18 protein-coding genes are annotated in these 15,674 nt (G+C 58.4%); 7 read left to right on the top strand and 11 right to left on the bottom strand.

Annotation, left to right across the window (positions count from 1 at the left end; all coding sequences use genetic code 11):
- Positions 1-69: 69 nt before the first annotated feature.
- The 3 genes from C4J85_RS22300 to C4J85_RS22290 form a co-directional block, all read right to left on the bottom strand.
- On the bottom strand, positions 70-1,962 hold the full coding sequence (locus tag C4J85_RS22300; RefSeq protein ID WP_124410723.1) for an alkaline phosphatase D family protein: 1,893 nt from the start codon (positions 1,960-1,962) through the stop codon (positions 70-72).
- A gap of 113 nt (positions 1,963-2,075) precedes the next feature.
- Positions 2,076-2,282 (bottom strand): hypothetical protein, encoded by a 207-nt coding sequence (locus C4J85_RS22295; RefSeq protein WP_124410722.1) that lies wholly within the window; start codon positions 2,280-2,282, stop codon positions 2,076-2,078.
- A 129-nt stretch (positions 2,283-2,411) separates the two neighbouring features.
- Positions 2,412-3,200 carry a VacJ family lipoprotein gene (locus C4J85_RS22290; RefSeq protein WP_124410721.1) on the bottom strand — a complete coding sequence of 263 codons (789 nt, stop codon included), beginning with the start codon at positions 3,198-3,200 and terminating at the stop codon, positions 2,412-2,414.
- Positions 3,201-3,364: 164 nt separating this feature from the next.
- On the opposite strand from C4J85_RS22290, the gene C4J85_RS22285 reads away from it, so the two are divergent.
- The gene (locus tag C4J85_RS22285) at positions 3,365-4,075 is read left to right on the top strand and encodes a response regulator (protein ID WP_124410720.1); all 711 of its coding nucleotides are present in this window, start codon (positions 3,365-3,367) and stop codon (positions 4,073-4,075) included.
- Positions 4,072-5,391: an ATP-binding protein gene (locus C4J85_RS22280; protein WP_124410719.1), complete on the top strand. Its 1,320-nt coding sequence runs from the start codon at positions 4,072-4,074 to the stop codon at positions 5,389-5,391. Before C4J85_RS22285 ends, C4J85_RS22280 begins: the two co-directional genes overlap by 4 nt.
- A gap of 18 nt (positions 5,392-5,409) precedes the next feature.
- On the opposite strand, the gene C4J85_RS22275 is transcribed toward C4J85_RS22280, so the two are convergent.
- The 3 genes from C4J85_RS22275 to C4J85_RS22265 all read right to left on the bottom strand — a co-directional run bounded on the left by C4J85_RS22275 (position 5,410) and on the right by C4J85_RS22265 (position 8,838).
- On the bottom strand, positions 5,410-7,653 hold the full coding sequence (locus C4J85_RS22275) for an ATP-binding protein (RefSeq protein ID WP_124410718.1): 2,244 nt from the start codon (positions 7,651-7,653) through the stop codon (positions 5,410-5,412).
- Positions 7,650-8,264 (bottom strand): biliverdin-producing heme oxygenase, encoded by a 615-nt coding sequence (locus tag C4J85_RS22270; protein WP_124410717.1) that lies wholly within the window; start codon positions 8,262-8,264, stop codon positions 7,650-7,652. Before C4J85_RS22270 ends, C4J85_RS22275 begins: the two co-directional genes overlap by 4 nt.
- Before the next feature lie 193 nt (positions 8,265-8,457).
- A complete protein-coding gene (locus tag C4J85_RS22265; RefSeq protein WP_124364322.1) occupies positions 8,458-8,838 on the bottom strand; it encodes a response regulator in 381 nt (126 codons plus the stop codon).
- A gap of 225 nt (positions 8,839-9,063) precedes the next feature.
- Between C4J85_RS22265 and C4J85_RS22260 the strand changes: the two genes are divergently transcribed.
- Complete coding sequence (locus tag C4J85_RS22260; protein WP_124410716.1) at positions 9,064-9,438, top strand: cytochrome c family protein; 375 nt, start codon at positions 9,064-9,066, stop codon at positions 9,436-9,438.
- Here the strand turns inward: C4J85_RS22260 and C4J85_RS22255 are convergent.
- From C4J85_RS22255 to C4J85_RS22245, 3 genes are all read right to left on the bottom strand, one after another.
- The gene (locus tag C4J85_RS22255; protein ID WP_305955166.1) at positions 9,377-9,826 is read right to left on the bottom strand and encodes a hypothetical protein; all 450 of its coding nucleotides are present in this window, start codon (positions 9,824-9,826) and stop codon (positions 9,377-9,379) included. The two genes, C4J85_RS22260 and C4J85_RS22255, sit on opposite strands and share 62 nt — an antisense overlap.
- A gap of 145 nt (positions 9,827-9,971) precedes the next feature.
- Entirely contained in the window at positions 9,972-10,259 is a 288-nt protein-coding gene (locus C4J85_RS22250) for a colicin E3-like toxin immunity protein (RefSeq protein ID WP_124410715.1), read from the bottom strand.
- A 14-nt stretch (positions 10,260-10,273) separates the two neighbouring features.
- Positions 10,274-11,437 (bottom strand): S-type pyocin domain-containing protein, encoded by a 1,164-nt coding sequence (locus C4J85_RS22245; protein WP_124410714.1) that lies wholly within the window; start codon positions 11,435-11,437, stop codon positions 10,274-10,276.
- 185 nt (positions 11,438-11,622) lie between these two features.
- Between C4J85_RS22245 and C4J85_RS22240 the strand changes: the two genes are divergently transcribed.
- Both C4J85_RS22240 and C4J85_RS22235 read left to right on the top strand, forming a co-directional pair.
- Entirely contained in the window at positions 11,623-12,093 is a 471-nt protein-coding gene (locus C4J85_RS22240) for a helix-turn-helix domain-containing protein (RefSeq protein WP_124405219.1), read from the top strand.
- Positions 12,090-12,665: a PIN domain-containing protein gene (locus C4J85_RS22235; RefSeq protein ID WP_124371779.1), complete on the top strand. Its 576-nt coding sequence runs from the start codon at positions 12,090-12,092 to the stop codon at positions 12,663-12,665. The genes C4J85_RS22240 and C4J85_RS22235 overlap by 4 nt, the downstream gene beginning before the upstream one ends.
- Before the next feature lie 118 nt (positions 12,666-12,783).
- Here C4J85_RS22235 and C4J85_RS22230 read toward each other — a convergent pair whose 3' ends face one another.
- Complete coding sequence (locus C4J85_RS22230) at positions 12,784-13,155, bottom strand: PH domain-containing protein (RefSeq protein ID WP_124405218.1); 372 nt, start codon at positions 13,153-13,155, stop codon at positions 12,784-12,786.
- A 136-nt stretch (positions 13,156-13,291) separates the two neighbouring features.
- Between C4J85_RS22230 and C4J85_RS22225 the strand changes: the two genes are divergently transcribed.
- Complete coding sequence (locus C4J85_RS22225; protein WP_124410713.1) at positions 13,292-13,927, top strand: LysE family translocator; 636 nt, start codon at positions 13,292-13,294, stop codon at positions 13,925-13,927.
- Position 13,928: 1 nt separating this feature from the next.
- Here the strand turns inward: C4J85_RS22225 and C4J85_RS22220 are convergent, their stop codons facing one another.
- Complete coding sequence (locus C4J85_RS22220) at positions 13,929-14,672, bottom strand: NBR1-Ig-like domain-containing protein (protein ID WP_256657811.1); 744 nt, start codon at positions 14,670-14,672, stop codon at positions 13,929-13,931.
- 182 nt (positions 14,673-14,854) lie between these two features.
- Here C4J85_RS22220 and C4J85_RS22215 point away from each other — a divergent pair, with 182 nt between their 5' ends.
- Entirely contained in the window at positions 14,855-15,661 is an 807-nt protein-coding gene (locus C4J85_RS22215; RefSeq protein ID WP_124410712.1) for a 2OG-Fe(II) oxygenase family protein, read from the top strand.
- Positions 15,662-15,674: the final 13 nt, after the last annotated feature.

The following is a 15,674-nucleotide window of genomic DNA, read 5'->3' as shown; positions in this document are numbered from 1 at the left end:
CCGATACTCCGTGGCTGACGCTACTGTACAACGTGGTTGGCGGCCTTTGAATAGGGCAGGCAGACTGTTTCAGGAGCGCGGCGCAATCATTTTCGTCCGAGGCTTGCCATCCGCGTTGTGCTGGTAAATCGCCTCGGGCTGGCCCTGCCCGTTGAAAAACACTTGGCCGATCCCGGCTGAATTCCATAGCCGCTCGCCGGCTTCGGCATGTTCCGGAATGTGCGGTACCACCTGCATGGTGCGGCGCCGGGTAAACCAGTTCAGCGGCGAGCGTGGGGAGTAGAGCCAGCGGTTGAGACGGTCGAACCATTCGAGCAGGCGTGGTGGAAATTCGTTCTTGATGCCGCTACTGGTGATTTGCCAGATCCTGGGGCCACCGTTTCGGTGGCGGATCAACACTTCGTAGACGAACGAATAATGCACGTCGCCCGACAGAATCACGTAGTTACCCGGTGTGCGGGAGTGGCGGAAGATGTTGAGAATCACCTGGGCGGCGCCGCGATGGGCCATCCAGTTTTCAGCGTCTACCAGCAGCGGGTAACCGCACCAGCTGAATACTTTTTGCACGGTCTCGATCAGCTTCACGCCGAAAACCGGTGCAGGCGAGACGATGATGGCCGAAGGGTGGTCGAGCAGCTCCTGCTGCAGTTCGCTCAGGGCTTCCCAATCCAGCAGGCCGGAAGGTTGCTTGAGAGTGAACTCGCTGCGCCAGCGTCGGGTACGGGTGTCGAGCACCACCAACGCGGGGGTGGTAGGCAGTACGTAGTGCCAGTGTTGGAATTTACGCAGCGCCTCGAGTAATTCGTCCTGGGCGGCTGCGTCCAGGTGGTTGGCCTGGGCCTGGGTGGTCAACGCTTGGGTCTGGCTCACCAGTTCGACAAACGCATCCGGCTGGTTGCCCCAGCCCTGGCATAACAGGTAGGCCAGCAGGGCGTTGCCGATGATGCGTTTGGAGAAGGGGTGGCCGTAGGCGGTTTCTTCCCATTGGGCGCTGAGGTTCCAGTCGTCCGTGATGTCATGGTCGTCAAAGATCATCAAGGTCGACAGGTGGGCAAATACCCGCGCGACACCGGGCAGGCTGTCGCGGAATCGCTCGATCTGGACCTTTTCGCGGGTGTAGCGCTGCTGTCGTTCCAGGCTCAGCGGCGGGCCCTGAAGCGTGGTCAGCGTCCAGGGCGTGGGCGACCACACCAGCAGGTACATCGCGATGACTTCGGCAAAGGTCACCAGATGGTTGTCGGCGGTGCTGCTGGTGAAAATCGGCTTTTTCACGCCGCCAAAGAAGCGCTCGCGCAAGGTCTCGTTGCTGTCCAAGGCCGGCAGCAAATCGGCACGGTGATAATAACTGGCCGGATGCCCATAGAGGCTGGCGCTGTCATCGACCACAGCGCCTTCGAGGTATTCATCGAACAGGCCCAGCCGTGCTATCAACCCATGAATTGCCCGCAGCATCGGCCCGGCGACATCGTCGGCATAGACCTGATCGCCGCTCATCATCAACAAGGCCGGACGTTCGGCCGGGGTTTTGGCCTCGGCCAGCAGACGGTCGACGCACAGCAATCCTTCGTCGGCACTGTGATGGGGTTTGCGGCATGAGCCGTGCACCAGCTGATGGATTCGGCTATGCAACACGAAACTGGGGTATTGAGCATTCGCGTACAGCAGGTGCGGTGCCCAGTCGGCGATGCCGGTGTCGTCAAACAGCAGGTCGTAGCTGATCGCCACGTCCAGGGGCAGCGCTTCGTGCAGCGCCACATCGATCAAATGAATAAACGCCTGGCGCCCCACGGGTACCACCTGGCACTGGTCCAGGGCGATTTCCAGTGTTTGCGCCGGCAGGTGCAGCTTCAGCGTCAGTGCCAGTGCTCGACTTCCTACCAGCCACAACACCAGGCGCCGAGCTTCGAGACGTCGTAGCAGTGGGCCGGCCAATACGGCGGGCAGTGTGTCGGAGTGCGGCATGCAGACAGTGGCCCCAGGCTGGATTGAACCGGCGAGTTTAAGCGAGTGAATGTGATGGTTTTGTTAAGGAGGGATGTACGAAGGGCCGTGCACTGCCCTTCGTACGCGGCTAGTTAAAGAAGGTTGCCTTGACCCAGGCTGTCGAGCCCACCCCCTCTGTTTTTGCGTCGGTCATTGGTCGCCATGCCATCAGGCTCGGCGGCGTTGAACTGCATGTGGGTGGTGTCGATGCTACGTTTCCTACGCTGGGGCTCTGCATCATCCTGTTGCAGAGGTGGGTATTGAAAGCTGCCCAGTGAGGGGTTGATTCCGCTGACCATGGATGTTTCCTTCTATGAGGAGAGGATGCTTCGCCCGTCGGGACGAAGTAAGGCCAACCTTAATAGCGGCAGAAACGAGGCTGCTATAAACGCACTGCTGCAAGATATGACTGTGGCTGACGAGCCTCTTCAGAAATCATCCGCAGGGCGGTTAGCGCAGTTGTCCATTCCCGCAGAGGTCGCGCCTTCCGCGCCTTCCTGCACAAAAGCCGCGCGATGTTCCGCCACCACATTACGCAACGCGCTGTAGTAATCCGGCAGTTTTTGCAGGCTGTCGGTGAGCGGCAACAGCGACGCGCGGGTGTCGACAGTACCGCCGACCAGGCTGATGGTGCCCAGGGTCTGCACCGTATCGCTGTCGCCCAATGGCGAAACCAGGAAGCTCAATACCTTGCCTGCAGCATCCCGGCTGTTGTGGGTGCCCAGCAGTGGCAGTTCGACAATGGGGCCGTTGCCCACGCCCCACACGCCGAATGTCTGGCCGAAGTCGGCTGTATGGCGTGGGATGCCCAGGCGATCCGACACATCGAACAGCCCCACCACGCCCACCGTGGTGTTCACGGCGAAGCGCCCCAGGGTGTTGACCGAGCGCCGAGGGTTGCCTTGCAGCAGGTCGTTGATAAATACCTCCGGCTCACTGAAGTTGCTCGCGAAGTTATGCACACCCGCCTGGAAAAATTCCGGCAGGTAACGGTAACCGCGCGCCACAGGCGCCAGGGCGTAGTTATCCACAGCACGGTTGAACGCAAATACCCTGCGGTTGACCGGTTCGGCAGGGTCATACACCGGATTGTTCACCTGCGCGCAGCGGGTGGTGGGTGTCAAGGGTGGAGGGCTCGCACAGCCCGCCAGGTAAGACACAGTCAGTAACAGCACGGCGTGGCGGGCCAGGTGCCGTGGGTTGGTCAACGCGTGCATGGGCACAGTCTCCGCAAAAGGGAGGCCGATGCTGGCATTGCCGCCTTGCGCAAAGATGTCTGCTTTATTGCGTTGCTGACGCTTTATTGCACGATTGAAATATATGACGGAGCGCGTCGAATAGTTTTAGATGGCGCCTTGACCCAGTCCAGTGAAGCCTGCCGGTGAGCAACCTGTTAATCGTCGACGATGACCTTGAAGTCCTCGCCCTGCTGAAGAAATTTTTCCTGCGCCATGGCTATTCGGTAGAGACTGCGGCCAGTGGCGCTGAGCTGTGGGCGGCCATGGAGCGCCAGCCCGCCGACCTGATTATCCTCGACCTGATGCTCCCCGGCGAAAACGGCCTGCTGCTGTGCCAGCGCCTGCGCCAGCAATACGCTACACCGGTGATCATGCTCACGGCGATGGGTGAACTCAGCGACCGCGTGGTGGGCCTGGAAATGGGCGCCGACGATTACCTGAGCAAACCCTTCGATGCCCGCGAACTGCTCGCCAGGGTGCGTGCGGTATTGCGCCGGGCGGGTGAAAGCCGGCCGCCGATGGGGGAGGCCGCGCGCCCGCTGATCCGTTTTGCCGGCTGGCAACTGGACGTTATGCGCCGCGAGTTGCGCTCGCCCGACCAGGTGATGATTCCGCTGTCGTCCGGCGAGTTCGATCTGCTGCTGGTGTTTCTCGAACATCCGCAACGCGTGCTCACCCGCGAACAGTTGCTGAACCTGGCGCGCGGCCATAGCCATGATGCCTTCGACCGCAGCATCGACGTGCAAGTGAGCCGCCTGCGCCGCAAGCTGGAATTCGATACCAAGCGCCCGGCGATGATCCGCACCGTGCGCAATGGCGGCTATCAATTCACCGCCAGCGTGACCCGTTCATGATCCAGCGTCCGCGCGACACGGTGGCGCGCTGGATCGCACTGACCGTGCTGGTCGCGATGATCACCGCGCTGGGATTCAATGCCTTGTTCGTGCAACTGGCGGGGGTATGGGCCAGGCCGCCGTTGGCTGAAACCGGCCTGCTGGAAAAGGTCGCGGTGGTGGTGCGCGTGATCGAGGCGTCCGAACCGACGCAGCGAGCGCATCTCGCCCAGGTGATAGGGGACGGGTCCTTCAGGGTGACGTGGGCGGCGCAGCGGGCGGCGTTTAATCTGCCGGTGCTGGCTGACCCGGATTTCAACACCGGCGAGCAGGTGTTCAAGCACCTGCTTGAAGGCCCGACGCGCCCCATGGAGGCCTATGAACCTGCCGACTGGCCCGACGGCAACGGCCAGTACGTGCTGTTGATGCAACTGACCGACCGATCCTGGCTGATGTTCAGCACCGGTACTCGCAGCTGGGGCCTGGACGATGGTGTGCGCAGCCTGATTGTGGCGCTGCTGGTGCTGGTCTCCACCGCCTTGGTCACCCTGGTCGCGACCCGACGCCTGGCCCACCCGCTGCAACACTTCGCCCGAGGTGCGCGGCGTTTTGGCAGCGACTTTCGCGCGCCGCCGATCGAGCCGGTGGGGCCTCACGAAATCCGTCAGGCGATTCTTGCCTTCAACAGCATGCAAGCGCAGTTGCGCCACTTCATCCAGGACCGTACCCAAATGCTGGCCGCCATCTCCCACGACCTGCGTGCGCCGCTGACCCGCCTGCGCCTGCGCGGTGAGTTCATCGAGGATAGCGACCAGCAACAGCGACTGTTTCGCGACGTGGATGAAATGCAGGCCATGATCAACACCGCCCTGGAATTTTTCCGCGATGACGCGCGCCTGGAACAGGCCACCCAATTGGACCTGGCGGAGTTGCTGCAGACCCTGATCGACGATTATCGCGACCAGGCCATCGACTTCACGTTTAACGGGCCGCCACGTCTGGTGTATTTCGGCCGGCCCCTGGGCCTCAAACGCGTGATGACCAACCTGATGGACAATGCCATCCACTACGGTGCGGCGCCGCAAATCGAGTTGCAGCACAAGCAGGATACGGTGGTGATTCGCGTGCTGGACCGTGGCCCGGGCATTCCCGCAGCGCATCGGGAGGATGTATTCCTGCCGTTCTATCGCTTGGAGGGGTCACGCAACAAAAGCACCGGCGGCGTAGGGCTTGGGCTCTCTACCGCACGAGCGATCGTGTTGGAACATGGCGGCACCCTGACCCTGGCCGAGCGCCAGGGGGGTGGGTTGGAGGCGATGGTGATCTTGCCGATATGAGATTTACCAGGCAACGCTTCAGATAGGCGAGCCTTCAATCACCCTGGGCACCGTGAACCGGAATTCACTGCCCCGGCCCACCTCACTTTTGGCAGAAATTTCGCCGCCATGGGCCTGGACGATGCCTTGGGTGATGTACAGCCCCAAACCGCTGCCGGTGGGGTTGTTTTCGGTTTGTGTCCAGTAGCGCTCGAACACGTGAGGCAACTGCTCCGGTGCAATGCCTTCACCGGAGTCGCGCACCGAGAACACGATTTCTTCACCGTTGCTCATGGCGCTGACGCCGATATTGCCCAGGCGCGGGGTGAATTTGATGGCGTTGCCAATCAGGTTCGACAACACCTGGAACAGGCGCTCCGGGTCGGCATTGATCAGCAGGCCGGGCTCGGCGTTGAACGACAGGTCGATGCCTTTTTCCAGCGCCAACGGTGCGAGCAACGAATAAGCCTCATCGAACATATGGCTCACATCCAGCGGCACGGGTTTGACGACATAGCGTCCGGCCTCGATTTTCGAGGTGTCGAGCAGATCCTCCAGCAGCACGTTCATGCGCCCGGCCGCCTGTTGCATGGTGTCGATAGCCGAGGAGATGCGTCGCGAGGTGTGCGGGCCCTCGGAGCTGAACGCTTTTCGCATCATGCCGCAGAGCATGGAGATGACGGTCATCGGGTTACGCAAATCGTGAGACACCACGGCCACCAGGTCATCACGCGCCCGCACGGCCTGCTGCTCACGCTTTACCTGGCGTGCCAGGTCGTTTTCCAGGGCCGAGCGGCGCAGGTCGTTGGCGGCGAACAGGTCGCCATGGCTCCACTTGGTGGAAATGCCCGCCATGACCACTTTCCACACTTCAAATGAGGTACGTGGGCGAAGGTGCAGGCCCGCGTGGGAGTTTTCCAGGCCCAGGGGCTTTTGTGGGTCACCGCTCCAGTGGATGTTTTCCTTCACCTCCGGGCGGAACCACAGCACACCGTTATCCACAGGCTTGGGCAGCTGCAGGGCCAGGACGCCGCTGGCCAACTGCTGGAACTCGGCGGCCGGCGGGTATACCGAGGCCAGGTTGTGGCTGGCGAATACCGGTTCGTCGCGCTCTTGCAGCCACTTGTGCAGTGCGCGGATCTGCGCCGGTTCCGGGCAGTGGCCGTAGCAGTGCAATTGCTTGCCCTCGATGATCGCCACGCCGCCTGCCTCTGTCAGCTCCATCAGCAACTGACTTTGTTGGGCAAGGCCGTCGAACACACTGTCCTGGGAGGCCTTCAGCGCTTGATCGAGAAGTGCCAGCGCCTGAACTTTTTCCTCGCGTTGACGGCTCAGTTCCAGGGTCTCCATGGCGCTGATCTGCAACGACAGTACTTGGCCGATGGTCTGGCAGGCGGTGCGCAACTCGTTCGGCACCAGCAGCGGCTCGCGGTTGCCGCAGCTGATCAGGCCCCATAGCTTGTCGCCCTTCATCAACGAGATGCTCATGGACGACAGTACGCCCATATTCTTCATGTATTGGCAGTGAATCGGCGACACGCTGCGCAGGGTGGCGAAGCTCAAGTCCAGCGGCTCGCCGGTGTCTGGGCGCAGCTTGGGCAGCAACGGCACTGGCTCGTAGGCCGCGTTGGGGATGATGCGCAGCCAGTTGGTGCGATACAGCTCGCGGGCCTGTTCCGGGATGTCGGAGGCGGGGAAAAACAGCCCGTTGAACAGCTCCATGGACGGCGCTGACGCTTCGGCAATCACCTGGCCGTGGCCTTCCTCTTCGAAGCGGTAAATGAGCACGCGGTCGTAACCGGTCATGGCCTGGATTTCATTCACGCTGATTTCGTACAGCGCTTGCAGGGTTTTCGCCGCCTGCAAACGTTGCAGCATCTTGCCCAGGTTACTGGTGCGACCGTTCAGCGCGCGTGGGCGGAAATCCTTGATTCGCGGTTCGAACTCCAGCACCAGCACGCTCTGGTGGCGGTGCAGCAAGCCTTCGAAGGCTGCGCCATTGAGCGTGACGTGCAACGGTGGCATGTCGAAGAATGTGTCGGTTTGTGCCATGACCTGCACCGCCTGGGCGTGCTCTGCGCCGATCAAACTGTGCAGCGGCTGGCCGAGCAGCGCTTCGGGCGCCTGGCCGAACAGGCTGCCGACGTTGGCGCTGACCTGGATGATCTCCAGGCCGGGTTCCGACAATGTCAGCAGCACTCCGTGAGGCTGGATCGCTCCGGGAAAGCGGATGGGCTCGTCGGCGCAGTTGGCAAGCAGCTCTTCAAAATCGTCGGGTTTCATAGCAGTACCTCCTGGCTGTCGAGCCATTGCTCAAAGCCGCTGAATGTGGAGCGGGCAGCCATTACTGCGCGCGCCCTGGCTGTTGTGTCCAACGGCAGGCGACCCAGGTAGTCGAGAAACTCTTTCCAGCGTCGGCCGGTCTCGGCGCCATAAATATCGAGAAACGCACCGCCGTTGTCGGCATCGATCCCCAGGCGCAGGGCCATTTCGCGGCGCAACACTTGCCCACCGAGGGTCGCGCCTTCCAGCACATACAAGGCGCCAAGGCAGGCAGCGGGTGTGTCCAGAGGCGGGAGTCGGGTGCAACGGGGCAGGGTGCTGATGGTGTGCTCATTCAGGCCGAGGGCGCGAAGATCACTGACCAGCGTCGGCGTTTTCGTACGCAATGCGGCGTCATATCCATGGGGAATCAAGCCGCCGTCATACAGCACCGCTTCCATCGGCTGATAGAAACCGTAGTAGGCCTGGAGCAAGCGCCGGTACCAGTTTGTATCCAGGCGTTCGGAAAAAAATGGCAGGCGCTTTTCCAGCGCGACATGCAACAGCCCGGTGCCTGTGCGCAACGTTTCCAACAAGGATGGCGCACCAACGTCATGGGCTTCTGAGTGCATTAATGAGCTCGAACTGTGGGCCTCTCGGCCATGAATGACGCATGAAAATGGGCGACGATTCTACACAATTCATTGTCGTCAGCTTACGCAATAAGCGAAAAGGCTGACCGGTAGATCAGAAAAGTCACTCCTTGTAGATAAAATGACCGCAGGCCTTGGCACGAAGTTCGGGTTGAATGATATCGCCGCGCTATTAATGCACAGACGAACCTTGCTGGGTCAATGCTTTTTGCACGCACTCAAGCAAGTGGTCGGTACTCCAGGGTTTGGGCAAAAACCGCACCGAGCCACCCAGTTGCGACGCTATCGTGGTGTTGCCGGACGTCAACACCACCTGAACCTCAGGCCAACGATGCGCCACCACTCGGCTCAAGTCATAACCATTGAGCAAGCCGGGCATCTGAATATCACTGACAATCAGGTCCACGGGGTCATCGCCCCGCTCCAGATAAATCATCCCTTCATCCGCCGAAGGGAACGACTTTACCAATGCGCCGAAGTCCTCCAGCACATCCACCATCAACGCCCGAATGATCTCGTCGTCTTCCAATACTAAAATCGATGGCTGAGCCATGATCCTTACTCCACCATCAGGGTTCAGTAGGGTGGAGTGGAGGCGGGGCATATAGGTTCGATTGGATGTTTTTTAAACGATGGGTGGTCGTTTGGTGGTCTGCAGGAACGTGGCCGGGGGGCCCCAGTTCATAGCACAGGCCCGCACGGTTATCGTAAAGCGGCTGGGGAAACGGCTATTTAAACAGGGCATAATTGTCGGCAACACTCGATGCGGAGCCCTCTGATGAAGTACGCCTGGTTGACCCTTGCCCTGATCTTCAACACACACGGGGCCTTTGCTGCCGGCGATGCCGAGGCGGGCGGCAAGCTCTTCACCAAGACTTGCGGTGGCTGCCACAGTGTGGGCGAAGGCGCACGCGGCGGGTTCGGACCGCAGCTCAACGGCATCATCGGCCGGCCTGCGGGCACTACTACGGATTACCAGTATTCCGACGCGATGAAAAACTCAGGCGTGGTCTGGACCCGTGACAAACTTGCCGCCTACATCGAAGCGCCGAAGAAAGTGGTAAGCGGTACGCGGATGATCTTCTGGGGGATCAGTGATCAGGAGAAGATTGAGAATATATTGGCGTATTTGGAGACGTTTCAGCCCGAGTAAGCGTTGAGGCACCGCGGACCACCTTTGGGAACTGTCGTGCCAGCGCCTGCTGTTCGCGCGGTAAAGCCTGTGCGAACACCACGCCGTTGAACGTTTGGGTGCAGCAGTCGCAGAAGGGTTTCATGTGCTCGGGCGTCAGCTGTGGGTTGACCTTTTGCAACAGGCCAGCCTCGTCCACCCACAATCCGCTGTAGCAGCTATTCTCGCCCGTACTCACGTATTCCTGCTTGTCGCTTTCATGCAGCGCAACCATCCAGAACACCGGATCCGGACGATCCAGGCGGGCCTTGGCTTCGCTGAAAACCTTGCTCCAGGGGTGGCCGACTTTGGACAGGAGAAAACGGAATAGAGGCGTGTAATCGTACCCGTGTCTTTGATGGCTGTGCATTGAGCCACGGGTTGATAGCGCTCGCTTTTCGCTTTTGCTGTGTCGTTCATATCTGTAAGCACAGCAACTCCCATGGCGTACGCCATGGGTTCGGGTGTTGACTGAGCGATAGAGGAGAGGCTTTTGCAGTGTAGGTCTCATTGCATCAAGACCTCTTCTTAGGTTGATTCGGAGGCGGTGGCCACGCGCCTTGGTAACGGAAGGAAATCTGGTAGTCGAGGTGGTCGGGTTCGATCATGTGCTGAAAATATGGCTGAATAATCGTTATCCAGTTAGGCAGCATATTGAATACATCGGCATATATCGCGGTTTCCTCGCCTAAACCCAACGCTTTGAGAATGCTGTCTGAGTCCTCGATATCTGCTGAATACTCATCCGCCTTCAAGTTATTACTGTGTTTTTCGTACCACCGCAATCTGATTTTCATGACCATTTCCATGTTCCTCTTTATCGGTAAATTCGGCGTTTGGGGTCAGCCGGTCCTCGACGTTCGGCTGTATAGGGGTCAAAGGCACCGAGGTGTTCTAAATCACTGTTTCGATAAACTTCCAGCTCGCCTTTCTTGGAATCCCATTCAAGTATTTTCCTTCCTTTTGCGTCTATCCATCGTTCACGTAAGCCCGCTCCGCCTTTTCTTCGTGTCACAGGCTTTTGGGGAATTAAACCAGGGAAGCCTGTTATGTCCTCGGTTTCGGGCGCAGGGAAGTAATCATGATCTGGGTTTCTTAGCCCCTTTCTTGGCTCATTAACCACCACATACAACGGCCGAACCCCGGACTCCGCCGGAAACACCAGAATAAAATCCCGATACTCCGGCGGATAAACTGGGTTCACCAGAATCTGCGCCGCCTTCTCCGTCGGCGGGTAAATCCAGATCACTGGCGCTTGCGGCGCCGCTTCCAATGCAGGAATACCCAGCGTGTCCCCCGGATCAACCGCAGGTGTCCAGATCAGCTCAACGCCCTCGCCCAAATCCGCCACGAGCTGATCGCCACGGCTTTGGAACTGCACCACATCGATCATCTGCCAGTTCGGATGGTTGCCGGCGTAAAACCCATACCCCTTGAGCGTGCCGTCCTCGCGTTGCTCGATATGCAAACGCATCTGCGACCGCGCCTGCGCCATCGAGCGCAGTTGCTCTTCGCTGTAGAGCGCGCTATCACCCAGTTCAGACGGCCAAGCCAGCGCCACCAACCCCGTCAACAGGCCACCAGCGACAGAGCCGACGGCAGTCACCGCCGACTCCCAAGCCGCCGAACGCAAAGCCAACTGCCCCAAACCAGCGGGCAATGCGCTCCCGCCGATCTTGCGCAAGGCCACCGCGCCTCGCCCGTCCACCTCGCGCCCGCCCAACAGGCTTAAATGCGCGTACTCCTTGACCAACTCCAGCGGGAAATAACCGGTGGAGTCAGCGTAACGGGTGAAGCCGTCAGGCAATTGGCAGGGCTTGATGAAGACGCAGCCGGGAGGTTTGGTTGGCGTGGGAGTTGGGGCCGGAGATGGCTCGAATGGAACAATCGCCAGCGAATAGGGCACGCGTGACGGTTGCGGGGTCAGGATTCGTTGCCTGCGTAGCTGTTCTTCAGTCGGTGGATAAAAACGTTCTGACATGACCGGCTCACTTCCTTGTGCGAGGGAGTGAGCCTACGGGGGGTGATCAGGGGGCTGGAATTGGCAGTATTCGACGGTGGGCGTGGGAAAAGTAGACAAAAATATCACTGGGTTTCGAATATTGCGATTTTCGTTTGTTTCGTTTAGGTTGAGCCCGTTGAGTTAAGTTACGACGGAGCAGCATCATGATCACCAATCACCTTCCCAAAACAATTCCTCCGCTGGAAAAGGAAGTCGAAGCCGCTGTGCAAGGCCAACGCGAGCTGGCTTCGTTGCTATCGACCAAATTCGAAACCCAGCGCATCGACATCTTCGACAAAGAAGACAAGCCCCACACCCTTGTACTCCCCACATCCGCGCTGCGCCTGCTGGTTGATATTTTGGGTGAGCTGGCGCTGGGTAATGCCGTCAAAGTTGTACCCGTCCATGCTGAATTGACCTCCCAGGAAGCTGCCGACCTGCTTAACGTTTCACGCCCGCATCTGGTCAAGATGCTTGAAGAAGGCGCCATTCCCTTTACGAAGACCGGTCGTCATCGGCGTATTCGATTTTCCGATTTGATGGCGTTCAAACAGCGCCGCGATGAAGAAAGTCAAGAGGCGATGGAGGAACTGGTACGGCAGACCCGGGAGTTGGGATTGGGGTATGACGAATGAGATGTTCGCCTTTCACTGCGGTTTACGACGCCTGTGTTCTGTACCCGGCGGCTCTCAGGGATTTGTTGATGTGGCTTGGTTTATCCGGGTTGTACCGGGCGCGATGGACCCGACAGATTCATGAAGAGTGGAAGCGTAACGTCCTCAAGAACCGACCTGATCTCACTCCCGACCAGGTAGATAAAATTTCGGCATTGATGGACAAGGCCATACCGGACGCGTTGGTAACAGGGTACGAAGACTTGTGTTCAAGTTTGGATTTGCCTGATCCAGATGATCGTCACGTACTGGCCGCGGCGATTCGGAGTAAGGCGGAAGTTATCGTGACCTTTAACTTGAAAGACTTTCCAGTGCGAGTACTCGCGGCTTATGACATAGAACCGATGCATCCCGACGACTTTATCTCGGACCTTTGGGACTTGGATCAAGCGGCCGTGTTGGCGGCAGTGCAGAAGCAGAGGCGTGCACTGGTTAGGCCGCCGATGAATGGGGAAGGGTATCTCGAGATGTTGATGCGGCAGGGGCTAGTGCAGACCAGTAAGCTGCTTGGGCCTTATGAGGTAATGTTGTAGTTTTAGACTACGATTGCTGTACTTAACCAGCTCCCCATTTTGATCGGGATACATCGTTTAATCCGTGTGCAGGCAGTAAAAAAGACCTTGGGAAGCCAGGGTCTTTTTCGCCCGCAGATCAAATAAGCAAGTGCTTGGAAATCAACCGTGAAATTTCCACAATCGACGTCTTGCCGGTGAACTCGAACTTCACCTTCCCCAGCGACGAAAAGTAAATCTCCAACTCCGAATCCAGATCAAACGTCCCCGACGTTTCCACCGAATACGCCACGATGTTCTTATACGGCAGCGACGTGAAATCCTTCTTGCTGCCGGTAATCCCCTGTACGTTCACCGCGATGATGCGCTTGGTGGTGAACACCACGCCGTCGCGCATGGCCTTGTACGCGTCCACTACCTCTTCGCCATCCAGCAGCAATGAAGCCACGCGTTCGGCGTACTCGTTGTTTTGTTTGAGCTTGAAGAAGCCTTTGTTATTGAAGTCAATCATGTGCCTGCCCCTGGGTGAATGGTGTGGACGGTGTATGACGTTTTGATCACGAATCTGTATCTGACGCGCGCATTTTGAACGCCCTACCATGGCGTCCAACCCTACAACGTTGACCAAATATTTCGGGAGCCTGACCATGCCTGAACTGTCCAGTTGGCTTGCCTATGCGCTGATATCACTCGGCATGGTGCTGACGCCCGGTCCGAACATGATTTACCTCATTTCGCGCTCGATTTGCCAGGGGCGCACCGCCGGGTTTATTTCCCTGGGCGGCGTTGCGTTGGGCTTTTTGGTTTATATGCTGTGCGCGGCCTTGGGCATTACGGCGCTGGTGATGGCGGTGCCCTTTGCGTACGACGCCCTGCGGTTTGGCGGGGCGCTGTACCTGGCTTATCTGGCCTGGCAGGCGATCAAACCGGGTGCCCGCTCGCCGTTCCAGGTGCAGCGCCTGCCCCAGGACAGCCCGCGCAAACTATTCACCATGGGCCTGGTGACCAACCTGCTGAACCCCAAGGTGGCGGTGATGTACCTGTCGTTGCTGCCGCAGTTCATCGACCCGAACGGCCACGGCAGTGTGCTGATGCAATCCCTGGTGTTGGGCTTCACGCAGATTCTCATCAGCGTGAGCGTGAATGCGGTGATTGCCACGCTGGCGGGGTCTATCGCAGTGTTTTTCGTTACACGGCCGGGATGGCAGGTGGTGCAGCGCTGGTTGATGGGGATGGTGTTGATGGGGTTGGCGGTGCGTATGGCGGTGGAAGGGCGCAAGTAGATCAGCGCGCCATCACGTTTACGATCACATGCAAAATGAACTCAGGACCGTAGCACGGTTGCCCATGTTCATCCTCGATCCGCCAGATGGAAGTGACCGTACAGGTCTCCTTGGGGGCGGCGAACTCTACGGTGATATGCACCGGTTGGCCGGGCAGTGTATCGGCGATAGAGGTTTCGTTGTTAAGGCTGCGCAGATGCGTGTCCATCACGACTTCCAATGGCGCGCCCGTGGCGGTGCGTCGGGCTATGACATATTCACCGTCAACGCGTACCAGTTTTCGACCCCGCCACGGGCGTGTGCCGAGGTTCTGGATCTCCCATGTTTTCTGAAAAATTTCGCCAGGCAGCACGACGGTCTGGTCGGGCGTGGTGACGTCTGCGTTGAAGACGGCGATGTCGCTTGAATCACGCAGGCCTACAGCCCGGTTGGTGGTAGCCATTGAGTTGGAGTCAACCGGAGCGCCCGCCAAGTCGGCGAAGTAACGAAACAGCAACAGCGGGGAAACCTGCAGCACTTTGGCCAGCTTGATTAATGTGCGTACCGAGGGATCTTGTGAGGCGCCGCCTGCCAGCCCGTATAGGTAGGTCCGGGAAATGCCGGCCTCCTTGGCCAGGGTTGTCATGGACTTACCCAGTTCCCGGCTGCGCCGTACGACCAGGGCTCGGAGGGTGTCGCGTGTCTTGATACTCATATTCGGTTGTGATCCCCAGTCCTCGGCGAGGCTGCTCACCTTGTTCGTCAAAAAGAACAACCTGCTCGCCGCTACGTGTAATGAGCAATGCACACTCACTCCCAGTTGGCGACGTTGTGAAGGACATGGATAGGTCCCTATTTTTGGTTGGCTATATCCAGTGTCGCGGTTTCTCACATGCTTGCGAACCTAGTGTGTGTTGCATTCCTTTACATCTATCTTTGGATATAGCTATGACTCAAATAAAAAAATGCTGTGAATCCATTGTTCGATCAGGCTTCGGTATCTTGCAAATACCTGAAGTCATGCTGGGAAACTACAAACAAATTGTTGATGGATACTCGTCAATCTCCCAAGCAACCAAGGCAGAATTTTCGTTCAGTCAGGACACAGACGGTTTTTTCCCATTTGGTGCTGAGTATTCAGGTATTGACGACCAGCCTGACCTCTGTGAGCGATTCTGTTACTGGCCTGCGCATGCGTCCAAACGAATAGGTTTTGAATTCGCCCGAAGTGGTTTTTTCGCGGCGGTGGATATCTTTGAACAACAGATCAGCACGTTGGCGCAGGAGTTAATGGACGGCATCTGCGACGAGTTTGGAGTAGCCCCACTTGCCCCATTTCGCTTGGCTTCCTACGTGCAGTTATGTGTCTACGGTGCTCAGGCTGTAAATATTGAGCGTCGATTCGCCCAAGATCCTCATGAAGACGGTCATATGTTGTCTTTTATCAAACCTACCCGCGAAGGGCTGGTTTTGGTGAAAGGGGGCTCGCTTGAACCTGTGCGTCTTTTGGAAAATGAGATTGCGGTGCTAGCAGGGTCTCTGCTGACTGAGCTGTCTGACCATGCAATTCCTGCGGCTTATCACGCGGTTCTCGCGCCTCAGAGGCCGATAGCCAGAAGCTCGTTGATCTACTTTGCGAACCCGAGCCCAGGGCATGTGCTAACCAGTTTTTTCCGCAGGCAGGCAATTGACATGAGTGGCGCCGTAAACGCCCGTCACATCCGGTTTGGTAACCAGCCTATTCAGCTCCTCTAAATGTGCCCATGGG

The sequence above is a fragment of the Pseudomonas sp. R4-34-07 genome (genome assembly GCF_003852375.1).
GTDB lineage: Bacteria > Pseudomonadota > Gammaproteobacteria > Pseudomonadales > Pseudomonadaceae > Aquipseudomonas.
This window is presented reverse-complemented; position numbering and strand designations above follow the sequence as displayed.

What these genes read in the sequence shown, in the direction of transcription:
- C4J85_RS22245 (WP_124410714.1), bottom strand. Translation starts at nt 11,437, where the DNA reads ATGTCAGAACGTTTTTATCCACCGACTGAAGAACAGCTACGCAGGCAA.
- C4J85_RS22215 (WP_124410712.1), top strand. Translation starts at nt 14,855, where the DNA reads ATGACTCAAATAAAAAAATGCTGTGAATCCATTGTTCGATCAGGCTTC.
- C4J85_RS22280 (WP_124410719.1), top strand. Translation starts at nt 4,072, where the DNA reads ATGATCCAGCGTCCGCGCGACACGGTGGCGCGCTGGATCGCACTGACC.
- C4J85_RS22265 (WP_124364322.1), bottom strand. Translation starts at nt 8,838, where the DNA reads ATGGCTCAGCCATCGATTTTAGTATTGGAAGACGACGAGATCATTCGG.
- C4J85_RS22235 (WP_124371779.1), top strand. Translation starts at nt 12,090, where the DNA reads ATGAGATGTTCGCCTTTCACTGCGGTTTACGACGCCTGTGTTCTGTAC.
- C4J85_RS22230 (WP_124405218.1), bottom strand. Translation starts at nt 13,155, where the DNA reads ATGATTGACTTCAATAACAAAGGCTTCTTCAAGCTCAAACAAAACAAC.
- C4J85_RS22225 (WP_124410713.1), top strand. Translation starts at nt 13,292, where the DNA reads ATGCCTGAACTGTCCAGTTGGCTTGCCTATGCGCTGATATCACTCGGC.
- C4J85_RS22240 (WP_124405219.1), top strand. Translation starts at nt 11,623, where the DNA reads ATGATCACCAATCACCTTCCCAAAACAATTCCTCCGCTGGAAAAGGAA.
- C4J85_RS22275 (WP_124410718.1), bottom strand. Translation starts at nt 7,653, where the DNA reads ATGAAACCCGACGATTTTGAAGAGCTGCTTGCCAACTGCGCCGACGAG.
- C4J85_RS22295 (WP_124410722.1), bottom strand. Translation starts at nt 2,282, where the DNA reads ATGGTCAGCGGAATCAACCCCTCACTGGGCAGCTTTCAATACCCACCT.
- C4J85_RS22255 (WP_305955166.1), bottom strand. Translation starts at nt 9,826, where the DNA reads ATGCACAGCCATCAAAGACACGGGTACGATTACACGCCTCTATTCCGT.
- C4J85_RS22270 (WP_124410717.1), bottom strand. Translation starts at nt 8,264, where the DNA reads ATGCACTCAGAAGCCCATGACGTTGGTGCGCCATCCTTGTTGGAAACG.
- C4J85_RS22300 (WP_124410723.1), bottom strand. Translation starts at nt 1,962, where the DNA reads ATGCCGCACTCCGACACACTGCCCGCCGTATTGGCCGGCCCACTGCTA.
- C4J85_RS22250 (WP_124410715.1), bottom strand. Translation starts at nt 10,259, where the DNA reads ATGGTCATGAAAATCAGATTGCGGTGGTACGAAAAACACAGTAATAAC.
- C4J85_RS22260 (WP_124410716.1), top strand. Translation starts at nt 9,064, where the DNA reads ATGAAGTACGCCTGGTTGACCCTTGCCCTGATCTTCAACACACACGGG.
- C4J85_RS22290 (WP_124410721.1), bottom strand. Translation starts at nt 3,200, where the DNA reads ATGCACGCGTTGACCAACCCACGGCACCTGGCCCGCCACGCCGTGCTG.